A 22669-nucleotide genomic window follows, 5' to 3' on the forward strand; every position below is an offset into this window, starting at 1 on the left:
GCTTTTTTATTTATGGTCGTAATGTGACACAAAAGCCTGAATGTGCCTAGAGCGTCAAATCGTTTTTTGTTGGCGCCGACAAACGTCAATTTGACACTTAACCACGCCAGTTTGCTATCTGCCCAAGTTGCATAATTTGAGTTACGATTTTCGCCAATAATAATAACTCTAATAACTCTATGTCTCAGCTTAAGCAAGAAATCACACTGACCTCCGGTATCGCTCAATTATCAACCACATTGATGGGTACTGGCCTGTTTATGATCCCAGCCATTGCCGCGGGCATCGCTCAGACGCTCTCTCTTTGGGCGTGGCTGTTTCTTTTTATTGCGATTTGTCCTATTGCTTTAACTTTTGCGCAAATGGGCAAACACTATCCTAATGCCGGTGGCACCGCTTTCTTTGTTCGTAAAGCGTTCAATGCGCGAATGGAGCGTGCGGTAGCTGGGTTGTTTATCAGTATCATCCCTGTTGGTGTCCCTGCCGCCGTGGCTTTAGCTGCTGGCTTTCTCCAACAGTTACTGCCAGCGCCACTGGACACACCGGTGTTATCTCAAGTTATCACTGTCGCACTATTAGTGCTGGTCAACTTGGCAGGAGCCAAGTCCTCCGGACAATTGCAGACGGTGATCGCGCTGGCGATCTTCACATTAATTGTGGCCTTTTTATGGAAAGGCGATATTGGTGCCCAAGACCTTACGATGCCGCCTCTCGACAGCCAAAGTGTTTGGCCTATCGCTTCTGCTTTAGCCGTCATGTTTTGGTGTTTCGTTGGTATCGAAGCGTTTGCCCATATGGGAGAAGAGTTTAAAAACCCGCAACGCGATTTTCCGATCGCCATTATTGTAGGCTGCTTCGTTGCCGGTGTTACTTATTGGTTCTGCTCCGCAGTCATTTTGAAATTTGGCGCTTACGGCACGCCAAAACTCGATAGCACATCCATTCCGTGGTTAAGCGAGAAATTGTTCGGTGAACAGATTTCCATCATCATCAGTCTGATTGGTTTTTCTGCCTGTTTTGCTAGCATCAACTTGTATACTCAAAGTTTATCTCGAATGATTTGGTCACAAGCACGGGAATACCATCCAAAGAGTTTGATGGCTCGCCTTTCTGTCCGAGGCGTACCGGCAAATGCCACCTATTTAATCGGCATCGTATTGGTTATCTCTTGTGCGTTCAGTCAATGGTCAGGGCTTAATCTCGAGTTTTTCCTTAAGCTCGCAAACAGTATTTTTGTCCTCGTGTATTTATTAGCCATGCTCTCAGCAACCAAATTACTCTGTGGCGCTCAGCGCGTCCTAGCGATTATCGCTTTGGTGTTGTGCTGCGGCGTATTCGTCTGCTTAGGTTGGTCGATGCTCTATGCGCTTGGTGTATTAAGTGTCATGCTCCTGCCTTGGCACAAATGGCGACGCCATTCCCAGCACGCGGAACCGAGTAATCAAGAGTCGTGAGCCTAAATTGTAAATAGTTTCGCCAATCTTTGAATGAGCGTGTCTATTTGATCGATTGCCACGTTACCAAACCCCAAAACGGCGCCTCGCCAATCTCGCTTCGAGGCGCCGCCAGATTGGTAGTAACTCAATGGGCGCATGACTATCCCCTGCTGTTTTGCTCTCTCAACCCATATTTGTTCTTCTATGCCAGCATACCAACGTAACGTGATGTGAAGCCCAGCGGCTTGACTGACCACTTCAACACGCTCGCCCAAATGACGAGCCAGCGACGCGAGCATCTGAGCGTGCTTTTGATGGTAGAGACGCCGCATCCTTCGCAGATGACGAACAAACTCCCCTTCAGCAATAAATTCAGCCAACGCTGCTTGGGTGTGCGTTGGTGAGTCGCCCGTGAGAATATTTTTAAGTGCTAAACACGATTCAACCAAATACTCAGGGACCACTAAATAGCCAAGCCTTAAACCATTAAACATTGTCTTACTAAATGACCCAATGTAAATCACACGCTCATCTTGATGAATACCAGCCGCTAAGCCCTGTAAACTGGAGTAAGGGCGATGAGCAAATTGAAACTCGCTGTCGTAATCGTCTTCGATGATCCAACTGTCGTTGTTAGTGGCCCATTCGATAAGGCTCAGGCGTTGTTCGGTGGTTAACGACGTCCCCATCGGGTATTGATTACTTGGCGTGATATAAAGGGCTTTGGCTCGGCTAGCCAGCACTTGTTCGAGATTAAGCCCATGATAAGGTGACACGGTCACTGGAGTTAATCGATATCCAAGTAGTTCAATCACGTTCGTCATTTGCGCGTAACCAGGCTGCTCCATGAGAACATCTTGGTCGCGTGATACCGTTGCCATTAAGGCGATGGTCAATGCTTGCTGTGCACCTGACGTTATAATCACCCGTTGAGGATTGCAACTGACAGAGCGGCTGCTTGATAAGTACTCGCTGAGTGTATCTCTCAAAGGTAAATAACCCTGCCGCGATTGATGACCTAATAAACTTTTGCGTGTTGAGTGGCGCTGAACATAGCGCTGCCATTTATGGCAAGGAAATCGTTCTAAATCCGCCACACCCGGCGCAAACGGCTGATTAAAATCTTGCGGAGTCGGCGCCGAAGTGGACAGTTCCGTGACCTGGGCACTGCCAATAAACTGCTCCGGCAACGCAATCGCGACATAATAGCCAGCCCCTCGCCGGCTTTCGATATAGCCTTCAGCCACCAATTGTTCATAAGCCGAGATGACTGTGTTGCGACTCAACGCGAGCTCGGCGGCTAAAGCTCGAGTTGACGGCAGCTGGGCTTGGTTACGCCATAAACCCGCCACAATCTTATGGCGAATGGCTTCAAATAATTGGGTATGTTTTGGCTTGTGGCCACCACCCGGCATTGATTGCGATTCAAGCCTCAAGTCACCAATATCAATCATTGCCAATTGGATCTACTCATCATTCATAATTGGTACTCAATAAAGTACCAATTAGCTTCTAAATTGCAATCATTGGATACTCAGTTAAGGAAAAAACATGCTGTCAAATACGCCTCGTACAACCATCAAAAAAGCCTCTCACAAAGCGGCAACGGACCCTCTAAAGCTTTATGAAATCATTGATGAAAGTTTGATTGGTCATGTAGCAATTGACGATGCAACCGGCCCGTTAGTCATTCCAATGCTGGCATGGCGGGTGGATGATGCTATCTATATTCATGGTGCACACAACAGCCGACTGCTTCGCCAGCTTTCGACGCCAAAGCCAACCTGTGTGACATTTACTCTATTTGACGGCTGGGTATTAGCACGTTCTGCCTTTCATCACAGTGCCCATTACCGCTCTGCCGTGGTGGTTGGCGAATTTACCATGATTGAAGATAACCGAGAGAAAGACCGACTATTAACGCACTTTATTGAACAAATCGCGCCGGGTCGTAGCCAAGAAGTGCGCCCGAGTAATAACAAAGAGCTCTCGGCTACTCGCCTGCTGCGAATGCCGCTGGTTGAAGCGTCCGTTAAAATGAGCCATGGCGCCGTGAACGATGATGACAATGATATGAGCCGGCCTGTATGGGCAGGAATATTACCCTATCGTACTGTGGTTGGCCCCATGCGCGGTGATGCCCAGCTTGCTCAAAACATCCAACAACCTAACTACCAATCTGCGTATGCTGGCCGCTGGTACACCGATGAGAAAGAATGATAAAACTCACCATAAATTGCAATTTGCAAAGCGCATTTTGCAAATTCACAATATGGAATGCGATTCCAGCCCCAAAAGTGCATAAAATATGGGCAATTTAACACTCTGAAAGTTGGCACATATAGTGCTTTAGTTAGATTGACCCTTATTAAGCCGAGGGTCACCTAGCCAACTGACGTTGTTAGTGAACCAAACTTGTTCACACTTATCTATGCCAATCACCCTTTTGTGATTGGCTTTTTTATTTGTTGCCCTCAAATCCACTTTCTTATCTTATTCAATAACGTATATGATTCTTTATCATATCGGTTATCGATACGATCGAAAGGTCAACCGAGTGCAACAACCAAATTCGCGAAGCTGAAACACAGTTATGACTTTTTCTTTCGCTACTGAGCTTATAAACTAGTGTATTAAGCCGCATAGGTTACTAAAAACACACCAATTATTTCTCTTTGAGGAACCAAACAATGAATTCAAAATGGGCAAAGCGCTTCTACCAAATGGCAGAGCTTGTTGGGTCTTGGAGTAAAGATCCCTCAACGCAAGTCGGCGCTGTGATCACCAAGCAGAATCGAATTGTCTCCGTCGGGTTTAATGGTTACCCACACGGAATTTCCGATAGTGCGGAAATAGATGATCGCGAAATGAAGTACCTGAAAACTCTGCATGCCGAAGAGAACGCGATTCTCTTTGCTAAACGTGATTTGGACGGATGTGAGATTTGGGTGACCCATTTTCCATGCCCCAATTGCGCAGCCAAGATCATTCAAACAGGTATTTCAGGTGTACATTGCCCAGAGCAGACTCCAGACTTTCTCTCCCGTTGGGGAGATAAAATTCAGGTCAGCCAAGACATGTTTTTACAAGCAGGCGTAACGGTTAATTGGCTACCGCTGAGCGAACTAAACAGCGACGCTTAAACGCTGCAAGGTCTCAAAGAGCTGCTGAGATTTATAGGGTTTGGGTAAATAAGCATCCATGCCAGAGTCGTAGCAGCTTTTTATTTCTTCTTCCAGCACACTGGCTGTTAATGCAATAATCGGTGTTCTTGGCTTATTATGCTGCTGTTCCCACTCACGAATTTTACGTGTTGCCGTTAAACCATCCATCAATGGCATCATGCAATCCATGAGAATCGCACTGTAGTGACGATGCTTACACACCATATCCAACGCTTCCTGCCCGTTACCGGCAATCTCATATTCCAGACCAATTTTACTCAGGAAAAAACTGGCGATTTTTTGATTCATCAAATTATCTTCAACAATTAACACTAGGCTCTGTTTAGCGTCATCTATGGCTTTGTCGCCCACTAAAGTCAATGCTTTCTCTGACATGGCAGAGTGTTCGAGCATATGAATTAATGACTCAAATCGCGCGCCTAAAACCGGTAATGTGATCGACGCGGTCACCCACTCATCGAGTTCATGAGAGGCTATCAAATGGTGTTGAAACAGTACCATTTGTGCTTGCGGGTAGTGCTGATGCAACATTTCAAATTCCCGACGCGTTCCCAACGCCTGCTGAGTTTTAAAATAAAATACGGCGTCCACTGGGTCATGACTGGCTGTCGCCTCCTCAACCGTTTTCGTCACCTTAACGTTCAATCCGAGTCGCTGACACTCTTCAATCACTAAATGCTGATGCTTTGATCCATTTACCACCATGAGTACCTTCAGCGAGTAATGCGGTCTAGAGTGGTTCTCGCCAGCCAGTTCAACTGGAATCGTAACCATGAAACTACTGCCTAGACCACGCCGTGATTCGACCGTTATTTGTCCCCCCATCAAATCGACAATTTGCTTACAAATAGTCAGCCCGAGTCCAGTCCCGCCATATCGACGCGTGATACTGCCATCTTCTTGAGTAAATGGGGAAAAGATGGACTCCAGTTTGTCACTTTCGATTCCAACGCCTGAATCGGTGATGCAGCAATGAATATAATCTTGCTCCTCTTTACGATGGTGAGATACCGCAATCGAGACAAACCCTTCATGAGTAAACTTAACCGCATTGCTGAGCAAGTTCATCAGCACTTGTTTAAAGCGAAATTCATCCAATTTAACCCAAGGAGGGAGCGTGGGTTTCAATTCAATAAACAGCTCATTTTGATTTTTGAGTGCTTTACTATTCACCATATTGACGGTTTCAAAAACCACATTATGAATTTGAGTCTCGTGGGGAGTTAACACTAAATTGCCAGACTCAATTTTAGACAAGTCGAGGATATCGTTAATTAAGACTAAAAGAGATTGTGAAGAGGCATCAATATCCCCAATCAATTCACGCTGGCTGTGTGTCAATTCGCCATCTGCGAGGATTTCGGTGATACCGACTATTGCATTGAGTGGCGTTCGAATTTCATGCGACATATTGGCCAAAAACATACTTTTCGTTCGGTTGGCGCCCTCAGCCTGCTCTTTCGCACTGACTAACTGTTGCTCATAGTGAATCAGCTCTTGAATCACTTGGTTAAGTTTATGCGCAAAATCCGTAAATTCATCACTCCCATCAACTTCAATAAGTGCTTTTCCGCTGTCGCTGCTAAGATGGCTCATGGAATTCAAAATACGTTTTAGCTTTGAGTTGATTCGGTACAATGTTGACGTGCCCCATGTCACCATAAAGGTTAGGAGTACGACATTGATCGCCGCGATCAAAAGTAACTCTTTCTTCTCGGTAGCAATGAGGGTTTGTAATCGTTCCTGAAACTGATTAGAAAACACCATCATTTGCTGTTTCACTAACTGATTACGCACCGTTACTGCATTGGATGCTAACGCCAGCTGTTGTGGGGTCACCTGAGGGTTGGATAGACTTTCTCTCACTTGCATCGCGCGGCGAAAAGGGACACTCGAAAATAGCTCAACAATTTGATTGAGATATCGATCTTCAAGTTCTTGATTAATAAATTGTTCTAGGTGGAGTTGCTCTCGGTCACGAATTTGAAAATAGTCAGCAATATAATCCTGATACTGCCAGTCTAGCTGCTGAGCTTGTTCGATTAGCCAAGCTTCTTTTTCCATCCAGAAATAAAGCCAATAGAGATTCGATAGCTGCAAATCCAAGCGATTGACTTCTTTACTGGTCGCAATTCCCGACAAATGGTAAACATCAATATAAGTGTCATAGAGCTGCTCGTTGAAAAACTGACCGACTTCGATGACTTCATTACTCTTCACACCATGAAGTTCATTGAGCGTGTTTTCTAAGCCCTGAATATCGAGAAACAACCTCTCATAGCGCTCATCATCAATCACACCTTTAGATGAGCGAAGAACCGTTTGTAACGCCGACAGTTTCGCTTGCGTTGTGACCATTTGCTGTTGAATACTCTCCCCCACCAACTGCCGATTGAGGGTTTCATGTGTTTCACCGGCGAACTGCGAGAGACCATCCAATAACCGCGCTTTTGCAGATATCAACTCAAATTGATGTAAACGCTCGCCGACAGTAAATGCAAGGTTGCCACTGAATCCAATGATCACAGCGGCGGGGATCAGACAAAGAAGCATTAGACGCGTTTTAATCGATAACTGCCCAAGCGCGATCCATGAGATTGCTCGCATTCCTATTCGTCTCCTTGATTAACACATCAATTAGCCTAGTGTTAATAGTAGACAATATTTGTTCACAAACTCATCAATTAGAATGATTTCTGTTATCAACGTTAGTAAGGGGACAGCTTGGTACGCATCTGTCTAGCATTTGGCTTTCTCTTTATTTGCCACATCGCTTTTGCAGAACACTTTGTGGTTATTACCAAAAATAACCACATTGAACCACTGCGCAGTAATCAGGTAAAAATGCTCTATCGAGGTCGAATCTCTCACCTAAATGGTATTCCCGTCAAACTGGTGGACTTGCCCGATCACTCTCCTACGCGCCAAGCTTTTTACTCCGAACTTCTCAATAAAACCCCGAATCAAATGAACGTTATATGGGCCCGGCAAAGTTTTTCAGGTAAGACCGCCGCACCTTATGAACTGCACGACGATGATCTACAACAAGTACTTCAGTGGCTAAGCGAGAACCCCAACGGCGTAGCCTATTTCCCAAAATCACTAACGCCTAGTGATGTGAACATCCTTTACACCTTAAACGAGAAAGGCGAGTTATGATCAAGTACCTGATTGCCATCAGCTTATTTCCGAATGTGGTCTTTGCCAACGTAGCCGAAGATCTGCGAATTAGCGGTTTTGGATCTGCGACCACGGCGCGAAGCGACAGCACCACGCCTGTGGGTCAAAATCGCGATTTAGTTGATGAATGGTGTTTTGACTGCGATACCACATTAGGTATTCAGCTTGAATGGCAAATATCGCCAGGGCTGCGCTCTGCGGTGCAAGTCATTAAGCGGCCCCAAGACCATTTTTCAGATCCAAAGCTCGAGCGAGCGTTTGTCGAGTATCTCACTAATAACTTTAAATTTAAGCTCGGTCGCTTACGCACTCCGCTGTTTATTATGTCCGAGTACTACTACGTGAGTGGTGCTTACCCTTGGTTGCATTTACCCAATGAAGTTTATGATAGCTCGCTTGGAGTAACGCATTATGAAGGGATTGGGATCGATTGGTCATACGAGACCCAGCACTTCGGCCAATTTGTGCTCTCACCTTATTACTCTCGTCCTGTCGAAGAAAAAATCGACCAATTTGGTCAACGCTTTCATATTCGATTAACTGATGGTTTCGGGCTGGCTGGTAACTGGTATATTGAAGATAATCAAGTACATGCCGCAATTGTGCATGTTGATGTTGAACAAACGTTCGCCAATTCATTACGGCGTGATTTGTCGTTCAACATTTTTTCAACTGGCTTTAGCTACACCTACAATAATTGGCACCTTCAATCAGAACTGCTACTAACCGAAAATTTGCATTCAAACTGGTACGCCAGCGCGGATTATAATTGGCAAGCATTTACTCCGTATGTTGTCTACGGGCAAAGTCGTCGTCGCCGAGATACTGAGAGCTATACATTGGGGATTAACTATGCCGTTGCCTATAACATCAGCCTGTATGCAGAATGGCAACGAATTGAAGGACGTCCAGAACTCATCAGTGGGCAATTTACGATGCCACAAGATCCATCGGCCCCCTTTGATACCGACGTTAATGTGCTGTCGCTTGGTTTATCTCTCACATTTTGACCTTTTGCGGTTCATCTTATGTTCATAGCGGTTTGTTACGCTGTTCATAAATAGGAGGAAAGCCATGAAACAAATTTTGATTTCCATCGTTACCCTGATGGTCACTATCGTGACCTTTATCGTCGGTTTGCTATTTATCGTTCCGCTGGGTGTGATTGCTCTTCTAACTGGGCGTGCCGTACTCGCCTCTAAGTTTAAAAATACACGACGTTCAGAGCATGACGTTATAGAGGGAGAATACCAAGATGTTACGGATCAACAACAAGCGTCTATGCAGCGATAAACAATTAAGACAAAAAACACGTTTCACGTATATACCGGCAAGAGGACCTGCAACTCTTGTCGGTATTTTTTTGGTTAATCTTCACTGCTCTCAGCAATAATAGGCGATGGCGGGTCCAAACTAACACGTAAATTATAAGTAAAACTGCTATTGAGATCCCATGAGCTAACTTTATCCTGACATAAGAACTACTTCAGAAAAAAATCTTCCATTACATTTTTTTGTTCTAGTTTGTTGATAATAAAAATTCCATTATTCCGATATATCAATAAACTCATCAACTAACTTCATTATGAGCAAACGAATTCTTTCTCCAACAGAGATAACATTGGCGAGTTAATAAATGAAATATGTGTCATTTTTGAATTAACACTCTACTGATAAATAAACTAATTTCTAGTTTTTACCTTTCAGCATTTATTATTCTTTTGTCTCTATTTTACTCATTGCATTAAACTTATAAATTAAAATCAAATGCAGTACCAAAAAATGACCAATTCAGACATTCACATAACAAATATGTAGCAGACTTGTATAAGCTTATCCCTCGCTTATCAGCTGATCACTTTGAGAATGTGTCGTCGGTATAGCGCTGATCAAGCCTTTGTTTATAAAAAGTAGAGTCCAACTCGTTCAAGCGATGTTGTATACGCTTAGCAAATCGACAATAAAAGGAATTCACAATGAGTGTTATTATTGGTACATCCAACCATGATGGTACAGGTTCTTCTGAGAATTTAACCGCCGACAACGGTGCACTTATCAGCGGATATTTTAATGACGATGGTATCACCGTTTACCCTTATGAAACCTTTTCAGGTATCTCTTTTGATAGTGTCCAAATCCAATCTGACACGTGGAATAATAAGAACTATAAAGAAGCAAAAGTCTATGGAAATTATGAAGCTATTACTATCGATAATATTATTGATTTAGATATTCACAATCAATCTGACCTCGGTTTTTCTCATATCGAATTATTAAATACAAAACGGGGAAACATTGACACCTCAGGTGTTGATTCCGATGATTCCATTTTTATTGGTGTATACAGTAACAGTAGCGGTTGGAGTAATAAATTTACTATTGATACTGGTGAAGGCAATGACTCAGTCACTTTGGCAAATATACAAGGTTCTCAATACACTCGCTTTGATATTAATTTAGGCACCGGAGACGATCAGCTTGATATTTCGACGTTATCGTCTTCCTATAAAAGTTATCAAGAACGTATCGCAGAAGGCGGTGACGGGTTTGATGTTTTAATCACCAATGGCAGTAACAACGTAACATTCAGTGGATTTGAAATGGTAAAAGGAACGGGCTTCAACTCAACACTATCGATCACTAAGGATATACTCGACAATAATTCAGACAATGATGTTGGCTTAATCATCACCAATATTGATGTCGACTTTTCCAGCGCGCTTAATTATACAACGCAAGCAGTTGATGCAGAGCACAGTGCATATTTAGAACAACATGGCTTCGATGTTGACACTTTCGATTTGGTGACGGTCGATGACGGTGAATATACCTTGCTGATTCAACACGACGACCTATTATCTTAGAATTCAAACAAGGGGAGCCTCAATGACTCCCCTTTTTATTCATCTACGCTCAATAAGCGCTATTCATCGTCTAAATCTTGCTTTAATGATTCTCGGTCATAGGCCCAAGCGTACATCAATTCCAGCGCGATAGTCGCCCCCGCCAAGGCTGTTACTTCACTTTGATCGTAAGGTGGTGATACCTCAACGACATCCATTCCGACAATGTCCATTCCTGCCAAACCGCGAATAATTTTGAGTACTTTGTCAGAACTTAGCCCACCACATACCGGGGTCCCTGTGCCGGGAGCATAACTTGGATCAAGGCAGTCAATATCAAAGGTCACGTACACGGGTTTTCCAGCTGTAATCCTCTTAATTTCAGCAATAATTTCATCAACGGGTTTATCATTCGCTTGCATCGCATTGATGACATTAAATTCATGGCGATGCGCGGCATATTCGGTTCGAATACCAATCTGTACCGAGTGCCGAGGCGAGATTAACCCCTCATTCGGCGCATGATAAAACATCGTACCATGATCGTATGCGCTTCCATTTGGATAAGTATCGGTGTGAGCATCAAAGTGGACCAACGCCATTTCACCATGGTGTTTGGCATAAGCACGCAAAATGGGCAGCGTGATAAAATGATCTCCGCCCAAAGCGAGTAGCGTTTTACCTGACTTTAAAATCTCACTGGTTGCCGCTTCCAAGCGATAAGTAAAATCTTCAGCATCACCACAATCAAATACCAGATCCCCTGCATCTATCAACTTGGCACGAGAGAGCAAATTAAACTCCCAAGGAAATTTCTTACCTTCCCAAGCCAAATTAACCGATGCTTTTCGAATGGCATCTGGGCCCATTCTGGCTCCAGAGCGCCCGGATGTTGCCATATCAAGAGGCACCCCTAAAATCACCAAGTCTGCATCACTGTCTCGCGGATCGCGTAAATACGGCTGACGTAAGAAGGTCATCGCATTGGAATAGAGAGAATAATCAGTTTTTGTAAACAAATCATTCATTTAGAAGTCCTCTAAATACGTGTAGCCTGTCAGGCCCTGCTCAAGCTCAGCAAGAATATTTTCTCGCTCACTCTCTTCAACGCGCAGCGCCACCAATTCGCGGTAGTGCTCACGAATATTATCCACATCAATATGTACATAGCGCATCATGTCTTCGACAGTATCCCCCTCATTAATCAAGGCCAGTTCAGACTCACCTTGATCATTGATATTGACAACCACACTGTGCGTGTCACCAAACAGATTATGCATATCACCCAGAATTTCTTGATAAGCGCCCACAAGGAAAAAGCCCATCCAGTACTCTTCATCTTTTGTCCATGCCGGTACCGGTAAGGTTTTCTCAATCCCCTGGCCTTCCACATATTGCTCGACAACGCCATCAGAATCACAAGTGATATCGAGCATAACCGCACGACGTTCTTCTAGCCTTTCTAGTCCCGACAATGGCATCACAGGAAAAACTTGGTCAATGCCCCAAGCATCCGGTAGAGATTGGAACAAGGAGAAATTAATAAAGAACTTATCGGCTAAACGCTCGCTCAATTCATCCATGATCGGACGATGAAAGCGGTTTTTGGTGTTCATTTGCCGCGCGAGTTCATGGTAAATACGTAGCGAAAGTTGTTCTGCCCATGCGCGCTGCTCTAAGTTCATCATGCCAGTTGAAAAATGCGAGTGCACTTCAGCGAGATCGCTTTGCGTATCGTTATAAATTTCAATCAATGCTCGAGCATCACTGCCGTTTTGCAGTGCTTCCCAACTTGCCCACATATTCTGCAATAAGTAGCTTTCTTGCCATTCAGTCGGCTCACACACCAACTCAGGATAGTAAGTTTCTGTACCAATCACATTAGTGATCAATACCGCGTGATGCGCTGTTAGTGAACGTCCGGACTCTGAAATGATTGTGGGCATCTCTTGCCCATATTGCTGGCAAACATCACCCACTGTAGTGACGATATTACGCGCATATTCAATCAGTCCGTAATTCATCGAGTTCGGCGATTGACTGCGCGTGCCGTCGTAATCAACCGCTAAACCACCACCAATGTCGAAATAGGCAATGTGCGCGCCCATATCACGAAGTTCACAATAGAAACGCGCCGATTCATTCACGCCATTGCGAACATCACGAATGTTGGCCATTTGCGACCCTAAGTGAAAATGAACCAACTGCAGTGAATCTAATAAATCTTCTTTACGTAAACGCCTCATTACATCAAGAACTTGTGAAGCAGATAAACCGAATTTCGACTTTTCACCACCACTGGATTGCCACTTACCTGCACCTTGTGACGCAAGACGAATACGAATACCAAACCGAGGCTTCACACCTAAACTTTTGGCTTCTTTCAAAACGATGTCGAGCTCAGACATTTTTTCAAGTACCACAAACACGTTGTGGCCAAGCTTTTCACCAATCAACGCCAACCGCATGTACTCTCGGTCTTTATAACCGTTACACACAATCACTGAGCTGGCCTTTTGCGCCATCGCCAGCACAGCTAGCAACTCTGGTTTACTGCCCGCCTCCAAACCCAGTTGTTTAGTCTCAAGCTGGGCTTGGCTAGCAAGAATTTCATCCACGACTTCGCGCTGCTGATTGACTTTGATCGGGTAGACCAACAGGTATTTATTTGGATATTGGTATTCTTCGATCGCTTTGTTAAACGCATCACAAATATTATGAACACGCTGATGCAGTATTTGTGGAAAACGGACCAAAACGGGTAAATTCAACCCTTGCGCTTCGATCTGTTTGACAATATGAGGCAGCGAGGTCGGGTGTTCTCTATCACTTCTGGGTGAGACATACATTTCCCCATTGTCATTAATACCGTAAAAGCCTTGGCTCCAGTAATGAACATTATAATCTGCGCGTACGTTGTCGAGTTTAGATTGATTTTCCACGTATTTGTCCGAGGTAGTGTCTTTGTATAGGGTATAGCAAAAGACCTGTAAGAATGCCGCCTGATCATCGTCATCAGGATAATTATGCGTGGCCGTTTTGTTAAATAAACGGCCACGAATTCAACAGTTTGAGTAAGTTCTAAGCTCTAAAAACCGCGGTTCTATAGCCTCGAAATCAGGCGCATTAACCGACAAAACGCCCTGGGAGTCTAATGAATTAAATTTGTCGTCTCGACATCAACCATTTATCACCAACCAACAGCGTTCGGTCAAAAATAAAGCCGATGAACAAAGGCGAGGATGACACGTTCCAGCAAGCGTTGAACGGTAAAAAGAGAGGAAAGAAGAAACAGCGATGGTGGGTAACAAACAAGCAAAAAGCCGAAGGGGCAATAAGCGCCTTCGGCTTTTTATTAGTGTCAATGGTGTTTATTCGCTGACAAAAAGAGGAACAAACGCCTTTCGCTCAACGTCAATTAAGCCTTTGTCTGAAAGCTTAGCTTTCGGTACCACCGGCAAGGCAATCGTTGCGATACGTAACAGTGGATTGACCGCCTCTCGAAATCCGAGTGACAGCACCGACTGCTTCATTCTCTCACCCTCGTTGGCTAACGCGTGACAATCGAGTGTCGACATTAATCCAGCGACCGGAAGCGCTAAGCCGTCGACGACCTTCCCATCGTTGGCGCAAGCAATTCCACCTTGCATGCGTTTCACTTGCTCAATGGCGGCGATCGCATTCTCAGGGGTATCAAACATTACCGTCAGATTATGACTGTCGTGAGAGACGGTGGCGGCGATCGCCCCTTGCTCAAGACCTGACCCACTCACCACGGCAACCGTTCGCTGCTCCGTCTTCCCGTAACGATTTTGCACCATGACAAACTGGTGGCCTTCTGGTAGCACCAATCTTCCATTTTTTACTGGAATCGACACCTGACGCCATTCAGTGAGCGAGGCATTGGGGCGCAAATAATGGATGACGTTCACCATCACATGCCCATGCTCGATGTTTGGCGTAATCGTCAACATCTCTGGGGTAAAATCCGGAATATCCGCGGTGGTATCCACCTCTTCGATGGCGTGTTTTTCATCAGTAAAGGGCCCAATATAATTGCCATTTTTGGCAACCAACTGTCCCTGACTAAAGACACGCTCAGGGCGAGGGTCATTTAAGTCATCGACCAACAATAAATCAGCAACATACCCAGGAGCAATCGCACCTAAGTTGCTAATACCCAAATCTTTTGCGGTATGTAACGTAGCACAACGAATTGCAGTAATCGGATCCAGCCCCGCTTCAATCGCCACTTTAACCACATGGTTCATATGCCCATGCTCTAAAATGTCCGCGGCCTCTTTATCATCACTACACAAACATAGATAATCGTGGAACTTGAAATCCTTAACCGCCTCGACGATGTCTTTGACGTTGCGTGACATAGAACTTTCTCGCGCATAGACATACATACCAAGGCGGAGCTTGTCTTTGGCCTCTTGCCCTGAACGGCATTCGTGATCATTACTCGGTCCAGTACACAAGTAAGCGTTAAGCTTTTGCCCAGACATATTAGGCGCATGCCCCTGAATATAAGCGGATTGTCCGGTAGACTGCTTGAGGATAGGCGACATACGCTCGTCTTGATCCAGCACACCAAGAAAGTCCATCACTTCGCCAATACCAAATATGTTTTCGTCATGGTAAAGCGACATGACATCTTGCTCAGAGAACGAGGCGCCTGCAGACTCCATCCCTGGCAAAGCGGGAACACAAGACGGCGCTAATACCAAGTTACGAATAGGCATGTCCGCACTATTTTGCGCCATGTATTTCACACCATTGGCCCCCATAACGTTGCCAATTTCATGTGGGTCTGTCACTACCGTTGTCGTGCCCCATGGAAGTACCGCTTTGGCAAAGTTTTTGGGCGTCATCATGGTACTTTCAATGTGCAAGTGCGCATCAATCAACCCAGGAATCAAATAGCGTCCTTCACCATCAATGACTTCAAGCGCGTTTCGTTCAAAGGATTCTCGCGATAGATTGTCTGGATCCATATCCACGTAGGCAATAAAGCCATCGTATAAACCCACTTGGCCGGAGTGAATTTCGCCGCTAAACAGGTTAACGATCTGCACATTGGTAATAAGCGTGTCTACAGGTTTTCTCCCCATCGAAGCGGCGACTAACGCAGACATGTCATTAGGATTCAGTCTCATGCTTCTCCTTACTTCATCGCAAAGAAATAAATCAGTGGTAGTGCCAGTACATACAAGCCCGGATGAATATCACGATAACGCCCAGCAAGCAGCTTCACCGCGATATAAGAAAGGATACCCATACTAATACCGTTAGAAATACTTGAGGTGTAAGCGCAAAATACGATGGTCGCAAATGCGGGTAAAAACTCAGTCACATCGTCAAAATCCAAACGTTTAACGCAAGTTAACATAGAAAGACCCAGTAAAATCAATACAGGTGCGGTAGCAAACGCAGGAATAATCACGATCAGCGGCGTGAGGAAAATACACAGCAAGAAGCATAAGCCCGTCGCGATAGCGGTTAAACCTGTCCGTCCTCCGGCTTCAACCCCCGCCGCCGACTCAATGTACGTGGTGAGCGTGGTTAAGCCAAACAATGAACCGATAGTGGTCGCCAATGAATCAACCCAAAACGGACGATGAATATTAGGCAGATTGCCCTCTTTATCGAGGAAGCCTGCCTTTTCAGAGACACCGAGTAACGTCCCTAGCGTAGAGAAAAAATCGCCGACAAAAAATGTGAAGATAAAAGAAATATAGCCAAACTGCAGTGCGTCTAAGATATCCAATTGAAAAGTAATTGGCGCGAGCGTTGGTGGGATAGAAACCAGTTGTTCTGGCAGTTTGGTCATTCCAAGCGGAATACCGACAATCGTTACAATGGCAATCGATAATAACAAGCCGCTATTAAATTTGCGGGCAGCGAAACCAAACGATAACGCCAATCCAAGCATGGTTAGTAACGCGGTATTGTCACTCATGCTGCCAAGCGAAATAGAACCATCACCAATCACCATCAAGCCGCCGCTTTTAAAGCCGAGCTGAGCAATAAACAACCCAACTGCCGCGCCAATCGCAATTTTGATGTTGGTTGGCATCATACGGACAACTAACTCTCGCAAACCAAGAAACGTCAATATGATAAATGCGATCCCAGAGATGAACACCATCCCCATTGCCGTCTGCCAATTAACAACACCTTGCGCAACCAGTGTAAACGCGAAAAACGCGTTGCCACCCATCGCTGGCGCAATCGCAAACGGCAAGTTAGTAAAATAACCCATGGCAAAGCAGCCGAGTGCAGAAAACAACGCGACGGCCACCGTCACTGCGGCCACATCCATTCCCGCCACGCGCATAAACGATGGATGGACAATCAGGATATAAGCCATTGCCATAAAAGTGGTGACACCAGCCATCAACTCGGTCTTGAGTGAGGATCCTTTTTGAGTAAATTGAAAACGGCCATCGAGCTTATCGGTTAATGTGGCCTTTTTATCTTCCACTTGAGTGAACATCACAACGTCCTATTGTTCTTGAGTATTAATGATATATTGAGTCAGCAACCGAGCGCCCATTTCAAGGTGCTCAATGGCTGTGTATTCTTCTGGGTTGTGGCTAAATCCCTTAACGCTTGGCACAAACACCATTCCAACAGGGCAAACTCGCGCGAAAATACCCGCATCGTGCCCGGCACCACTGTGAATTGGAACCGCATGAGTATCAATGTCTTCACTGGCCTTCCACAAATGCTGTTGGATACTCTCATCCATGCTAACAGCAGGTCCTTCGCCAAGAAGCTCGGTTTCAAATCTCAAACCTTGCTGCTCAGCTACCGTTTCACAACACGTAACAATCGACTGATGCAATTGATCTAATGCCGCATCGGACACATCTCGAACATCAATTTCTAGATGAGCGACCGCAGGAATGATATTGGCTCGATTCGGTAAACAGGTGATATGACCGGCCGTAATGGTGGCGCTGTCAGTGATATGGTCAGATAACAGTTGAGGGATTTGATAAATAAACCCTGCCGCCGCGACCATCGCGTCCGCACGTTGGGACATCGGCGTTGCACCCGCATGATTTGCCTGACCAAAAAAAGACAGGCGAATTCGTTTTAATGCGCTGATTGCACTAACAATACCAAGGGCGACGCCTAGTTCATCCAGCCTTGCGGCTTGTTCAATGTGAAGTTCAATAAAGGCTCGAGTGTTATTCGCCGTGTATTGCTGGTGCTCGAGATGACGAGGCTGCAATCCATTTTGTTCGCAAGCACTGACATAATCGACACCCGCGATATTTTTTAACTGCTGAAGATCGTTCAACTCAAAGTGACCTGTCACCGCTTTACTGCCAATAAATGGGCTTTTGAAGTCACACCCCTCCTCGGCTTCCAGAGCAATAACTTCAATCGGGAAGCGAGTTACAATATTCTGACGATTCAAATCATCAATCATTTTAAGGCTGCACGCGATGCCGGCTAACCCATCATATTTGCCTGCTTGACGCACCGAATCATAATGCGAACCAAACACGAGCGCTTTTTCTGCCTCGACACGCCCTGGTCGTCGACCACGAACGTTGCCCACATTGTCGATGTAAGCATTTAATCCAAGTTCGGTCATCACCGACAAAAGGTACGCTCTCGCTTTTAACGATTCTGCAGTGCATGGAAAGCGAGTAACCCCCTCGGTTGTTGTAGAAAATTGCGCCATATCGTCAATAAATTTGCCGATAGAAAAGCCATTAGCATCCATAAGTAAACCTGAAAAAGTAATAAGTAAACGTTTGCTTTTTTTCTAAAGAAAAAACAAGGGTGAATGAACGCGCTGCGTTCCTGACTGCGGCGATGGTAAAGGGCAACATCTTAACGACAAAACACGGCTCGATGTGAAAACGAAGCCGTCTGTGTGGTGTGATTCGACACTTGACTTGGGAGAAAGAAATACGAAGTCATGTACATTGCTATCCTTACAGTACAGTGATGATTTTACAAAAGGCGTCATCCGTTAAGTTACAACCCACTGACATAAGCAAATCGTTTGTTATGCTCACTAACCTAAAGTTGTAACCGGTTCCCGATTCTAGCGATCTCCATCACATTCGTCTAGCGTTGATATCGTGCTACTACTCATTTAATCGTGAACTTGAGCAAGGTTGAGGTATTGTTTGAGCATTAATTTGCCTATGTTTGATGACAAAGCGTGATACACTTTTTTAACAATCAATAATAATACCGTATCTGTCTACATACCGAGGAGAAAGGCCGATGAGTCGTGGTCAAAGGGAACTTACGTTACGTTTTTTAGCCGAGCCGACGGATGTGAATTTTGGCGGTAAAGTCCATGGTGGCGCGGTGATGAAGTGGATAGATTTGGCAGCGTATGCCTGCTCCGCCTCGTGGAGTGGAAAGTACTGCATTACCGCTTACGCAGGTGGAATTCGCTTCGTCTCTCCCATTTTGGTCGGTAACTTGGTCGAAGTGAATGCAAAAGTCGTGTATACCGGAACAAGCTCAATGCATATCGCGATCGATGTTCAGGCCAGCGATCCGAAAGAGCCCCAAAACCGCTTAACCACGCACTGCATCGTGATCATGGTTGCGGTTGATGAAAACGGCAAACCCACCGCCGTTCCCGAGTGGGTGCCAGAAACCGAAGAAGATATTGCTTTGCGTAATTCGGCCGTTCGGTTGATGGAAATGCGCCAAGAGATTGGTGAAGAAATGGAAGCTCACGTTAAGTACCTAAAAACCGATGATACTTGAAAACCGAGAGTACCTAAAAACCGAGAGTACTTAAGAACCGAAGGATGATAGAAAAACACCCGCACGAGGCGGGTGTTTTTTTACGGCTTAGCTAACAATTAAACGGCCAATTCACGGGCGGTTTTAATGTAAATGTCTCGCAGTTTAAGAGCGATGTCACCCGGCTTGCCATCAGCAATCGGCTTATCGTCAATCGCGACCACAGGCCACACAAACGTGGTTGCCGAACTAATAAACGCTTCTTTGGCTTGATAGGCTTCATCAATCGTGAATAAGCGCTCTTCAACAGTTAGGTTCATTTCTTGCGCTAACGTCATCAGTGACGCGCGAGTGATACCATGCAGAATATCGTTACTCAATGGGCGCGTAACCAGAACATTGTCATGAGTGACAATGTACGCATTACTTGAACCGCCTTCGGTGACAAACCCTTCTTCAATAAGCCATACGTCTTCAGCGCCAGCAGCGTGCGCGGCATGTTTCGCCATGCAGGCAGGCAGTAAACTGGTGGTTTTGATATCGCGGCGTCGCCAGCGGATATCGTCAAAAGAAATCACCTTGATACCGGTCTGCGTTTTTGGGCTCTCAATTAAACTACGCGCTTGAGTAAACAAGACTAAGGTCGGTTCAATATCATCACTGTATGAGAAATCACGGTCACCTTCATCACCACGCGTTAACTGCAAGTAGATACCGCCTTCCTGTATACCATTTTTCTCAATCAGTTGACGCTGAATATCCATCAACTCATCACCGGATACTGGCATCTTAATATCAAGCTCTTTTGAAGAGCGCTCCAGACGAGCCAAATGACCTTGGTGGTCAATCAGTTTACCATCCAATACAGCCGTCACTTCATACACGGCGTCCGCAAATAGGAAACCTCGATCAAACACTGAAATCTTTGCTTCACTTTCAGCCAGATACTCTCCATTGAGATAGACAATACGTTCCATTATTTTCCCCTTATCCCCACAATTGACTGTGGAAAGGCAGCATCGAATTATTATCAAATTCAAAGCCGTGTTCGATATCTTTGCTCAAAAGTAATGGCCCATCGAGGTCCACGACTTCGGCTCCTTGCGCCACCACAAAAGCAGGCGCCATACTTAACGATGAGGACACCATACAACCGACCATGATTCTCAACCCTGCTTGCTCAGCTTGCTCTTTGAGCGCCAAGGCTTCAGTCAATCCGCCGGTTTTATCGAGCTTGATATTAATCATGTCATATCGACCAATGACTTGATCAAGGCTCTGGCGGTCATGGCATGACTCATCGGCGCAAATAGGAATCGGCCTTTCAAGCTCATCTAATACATGGTGCTCATCGGCGTGAAAAGGTTGCTCGATCATCGCAACATTCAATTTGATTAACTCAGGAATAAGCTGCAGATAAACCTCTTTTGTCCACGCTTCATTAGCATCCAAAATGATGGTCGCGTTTGGCGCACCACGACGCACTGCCTGAACGCGCTTAAGATCGTCCGGACCACCTAACTTGAGCTTCAGCAGAGGACGATGTGCATTGTCGATCGCCGTTTTTTCCATATTATCAGGGGTATCAAGCGACAAAGTATAAGCCGTAATCAAAGGCTCTGCGCTGATATTAAGCTTATCCCAAATCGATGCACTCCCCTGCTTACACTCAAGATCCCACAAAGCACAATCCAATGCGTTGCGAGCCGCGCCGGAAGGGAGCAGTGGTTGCAACTGATCACGGTTAATTCCTGATTCAACTTGAGCGATAACACTTTCAATCTCAGCCTTAACACTATCGATCGATTCACCGTAGCGGCCGTAGGGAACACATTCTCCACGACCGATCATGCCTTGGTGTTCAATCTCCACCACGATGGTTTCCGCGTGAGTTTTACTCCCTCGAGAAATAGTAAAACTGCCACGAATCGGCCAACTCTGGGTATTGACGGTAACCTTCATTACAGCTCCAGCAATTTGTCGACAATTCGTGAAACGCCTTGACGGAATGGGTCAACCACAGGAAGTCCAATCTCTGACTCCACTTTATCCATATAATCAAGCGCTTCACTTTCAGAAAGCCCTGAAGTATTAATCGACACGCCAACAAACTGAACGTTGGGATTGGTGAGTTTTCCTGTCGCGATGTTCGCGGCCATGCACTCTTTCAGCTCAGGTAAGGGGTAATCTGGTAAGCCACGCATGTGGGTGCGAGTCGGTTCATGGCACAGCACCAGAGCATCGGCTTGAGAGCCATGAATAAGGCCGGTGGTCACGCCTGCAAAAGAGGCATGAAATAGCGAACCTTGCCCTTCGATAACATCCCAATGCTCAGGCGCATTTTCAGGAGAAATGGTTTCAATCGCACCTGAGACAAAATCTGACACCACGCAGTCTGCACTGACACCAGCCCCAGTGATCAAAATACCGGTTTGCCCTGTTGCGCGAAAATCCGCATCGACGCCCCGCACTTTCATCTCTTTTTCAATCGCTAAAGAGGTGTACATCTTGCCAACCGAGCAATCAGTACCCACAGTCAATACACGTTTCCCTGCCCGTTTTTTCCCATTCGCAACGGGATAGGTTTGAGTTGGGTAGCGAACGTCAAATAAGCTGCGGCCATTTTTTTCTGCGCACGCGACCAGTTCAGGAATGTCGACAAGCTTATTGTGTAAGCCTGCTGCGATATCCATCCCAGCCTCAAGCGCTTCAATTAACACAGACACCCATTCTTGAGAAATGACACCGCCACGGTTTGCCACACCAATCACTAATGTTTTCGCTCCCGCTTCCGCCGCTTGCGCAATGTTCATGTCCTCAAGACCAACATCAGCATTACAGCCATCAAGCCGCAGTTGACCCACACAGTACTCTGGACGCCAAGTTTTAATCCCTTGCGCAACTTTCGCGGCCAATGCATCAGCAGCATCACCCAAAAATAACAAATAAGGCTGTTTCAGTTCCATCTTGTTTTACTCCATAAAAAGGCGACATCGTGCCAGCTATAAATATCAACGCTTGAACTAAATTACAGAGCAAAATCCGTGACAACAACTCCTAATTTAGTGAGGAAATATTCAAATTTACATTACAAAAATCAATTAAATTGAATTTAAATGCGATAAATTACATATAAATGCATAACAATTCATTTATGGTTATTTTTATTAAATGCTTTAATTTGTTTTATATATAGATAAAGAAGAATGTAATAACAAGTGAATTCGGATGATTGTTTTATAAGCGCTTTCTTTGAGCGGAAAATCTAAAATATAACCACAAAAAATGA

At 45.3% G+C, this 22669-nt stretch carries 18 protein-coding genes; 8 read left to right on the plus strand and 10 right to left on the minus strand.

Going from position 1 to position 22669, the window contains the following annotated elements; genetic code table 11:
• Positions 1–179: 179 nt before the first annotated feature.
• On the plus strand, positions 180–1454 hold the full coding sequence (gene yjeH, locus M1D72_RS04665) for an L-methionine/branched-chain amino acid transporter (RefSeq protein ID WP_456294706.1): 1275 nt from the start codon (positions 180–182) through the stop codon (positions 1452–1454).
• Positions 1455–1456: 2 nt separating this feature from the next.
• Here the strand turns inward: yjeH and pdxR are convergent, their stop codons facing one another.
• Positions 1457–2890: a MocR-like pyridoxine biosynthesis transcription factor PdxR gene (pdxR, locus tag M1D72_RS04670; RefSeq protein ID WP_456295603.1), complete on the minus strand. Its 1434-nt coding sequence runs from the start codon at positions 2888–2890 to the stop codon at positions 1457–1459.
• 97 nt (positions 2891–2987) lie between these two features.
• Between pdxR and M1D72_RS04675 the strand changes: the two genes are divergently transcribed.
• Both M1D72_RS04675 and M1D72_RS04680 read left to right on the plus strand, forming a co-directional pair.
• On the plus strand, positions 2988–3656 hold the full coding sequence (locus M1D72_RS04675) for a pyridoxamine 5'-phosphate oxidase family protein (protein WP_456294707.1): 669 nt from the start codon (positions 2988–2990) through the stop codon (positions 3654–3656).
• 470 nt (positions 3657–4126) lie between these two features.
• Positions 4127–4579 carry a dCMP deaminase family protein gene (locus M1D72_RS04680; RefSeq protein ID WP_390194233.1) on the plus strand — a complete coding sequence of 151 codons (453 nt, stop codon included), beginning with the start codon at positions 4127–4129 and terminating at the stop codon, positions 4577–4579.
• Here M1D72_RS04680 and M1D72_RS04685 read toward each other — a convergent pair.
• Entirely contained in the window at positions 4562–7228 is a 2667-nt protein-coding gene (locus M1D72_RS04685) for an ATP-binding protein (protein ID WP_456294708.1), read from the minus strand. The two genes, M1D72_RS04680 and M1D72_RS04685, sit on opposite strands and share 18 nt — an antisense overlap.
• A 117-nt stretch (positions 7229–7345) precedes the next feature.
• On the opposite strand from M1D72_RS04685, the gene M1D72_RS04690 reads away from it, so the two are divergent.
• The 4 genes from M1D72_RS04690 (at position 7346) to M1D72_RS04705 (ending at position 10665) form a co-directional block, all read left to right on the plus strand.
• Positions 7346–7780, plus strand: a complete 435-nt coding sequence (locus M1D72_RS04690) for a type 2 periplasmic-binding domain-containing protein (RefSeq protein WP_390194231.1) — start codon at positions 7346–7348, stop codon at positions 7778–7780.
• Positions 7777–8811, plus strand: coding sequence for a porin (locus M1D72_RS04695; RefSeq protein WP_456294709.1), 1035 nt, complete (start codon positions 7777–7779; stop codon positions 8809–8811). The genes M1D72_RS04690 and M1D72_RS04695 overlap by 4 nt, the downstream gene beginning before the upstream one ends.
• A gap of 64 nt (positions 8812–8875) precedes the next feature.
• Positions 8876–9094, plus strand: coding sequence for a hypothetical protein (locus tag M1D72_RS04700; protein ID WP_390194229.1), 219 nt, complete (start codon positions 8876–8878; stop codon positions 9092–9094).
• A gap of 683 nt (positions 9095–9777) precedes the next feature.
• Entirely contained in the window at positions 9778–10665 is an 888-nt protein-coding gene (locus M1D72_RS04705; protein WP_456294710.1) for a hypothetical protein, read from the plus strand.
• Positions 10666–10724: 59 nt separating this feature from the next.
• Here the strand turns inward: M1D72_RS04705 and speB are convergent, their stop codons facing one another.
• From speB to M1D72_RS04730, 5 genes are all read right to left on the minus strand, one after another.
• Complete coding sequence (speB, locus tag M1D72_RS04710; protein WP_456294711.1) at positions 10725–11672, minus strand: agmatinase; 948 nt, start codon at positions 11670–11672, stop codon at positions 10725–10727.
• Positions 11673–13586 carry an arginine decarboxylase gene (gene speA / locus M1D72_RS04715; protein WP_456294712.1) on the minus strand — a complete coding sequence of 638 codons (1914 nt, stop codon included), beginning with the start codon at positions 13584–13586 and terminating at the stop codon, positions 11673–11675.
• 429 nt (positions 13587–14015) lie between these two features.
• Positions 14016–15806 (minus strand): adenine deaminase, encoded by a 1791-nt coding sequence (ade, locus tag M1D72_RS04720; RefSeq protein ID WP_456294713.1) that lies wholly within the window; start codon positions 15804–15806, stop codon positions 14016–14018.
• A gap of 8 nt (positions 15807–15814) precedes the next feature.
• Positions 15815–17146 (minus strand): NCS2 family permease, encoded by a 1332-nt coding sequence (locus M1D72_RS04725; protein WP_456294714.1) that lies wholly within the window; start codon positions 17144–17146, stop codon positions 15815–15817.
• A gap of 9 nt (positions 17147–17155) precedes the next feature.
• Positions 17156–18391 carry a M20 family metallo-hydrolase gene (locus M1D72_RS04730; protein WP_456294715.1) on the minus strand — a complete coding sequence of 412 codons (1236 nt, stop codon included), beginning with the start codon at positions 18389–18391 and terminating at the stop codon, positions 17156–17158.
• Between the two features lie 512 nt (positions 18392–18903).
• Here M1D72_RS04730 and M1D72_RS04735 point away from each other — a divergent pair.
• Positions 18904–19401 carry an acyl-CoA thioesterase gene (locus M1D72_RS04735; protein WP_456294716.1) on the plus strand — a complete coding sequence of 166 codons (498 nt, stop codon included), beginning with the start codon at positions 18904–18906 and terminating at the stop codon, positions 19399–19401.
• 98 nt (positions 19402–19499) lie between these two features.
• Here M1D72_RS04735 and M1D72_RS04740 read toward each other — a convergent pair whose 3' ends face one another.
• From M1D72_RS04740 to dgcN, 3 genes are read right to left on the minus strand one after another with little or no spacing between them, the layout of a single operon-like run.
• A complete protein-coding gene (locus M1D72_RS04740) occupies positions 19500–20357 on the minus strand; it encodes a D-amino-acid transaminase (RefSeq protein ID WP_456294717.1) in 858 nt (285 codons plus the stop codon).
• Between the two features lie 10 nt (positions 20358–20367).
• Positions 20368–21342, minus strand: coding sequence for an N-acetyl-D-Glu racemase DgcA (gene dgcA, locus M1D72_RS04745; RefSeq protein WP_456294718.1), 975 nt, complete (start codon positions 21340–21342; stop codon positions 20368–20370).
• Positions 21342–22346 (minus strand): N-acetyltransferase DgcN, encoded by a 1005-nt coding sequence (gene dgcN / locus M1D72_RS04750; protein ID WP_390194217.1) that lies wholly within the window; start codon positions 22344–22346, stop codon positions 21342–21344. Before dgcN ends, dgcA begins: the two co-directional genes overlap by 1 nt.
• Positions 22347–22669: the final 323 nt, after the last annotated feature.

This window comes from Vibrio sp. AK197, from assembly GCF_053903115.1.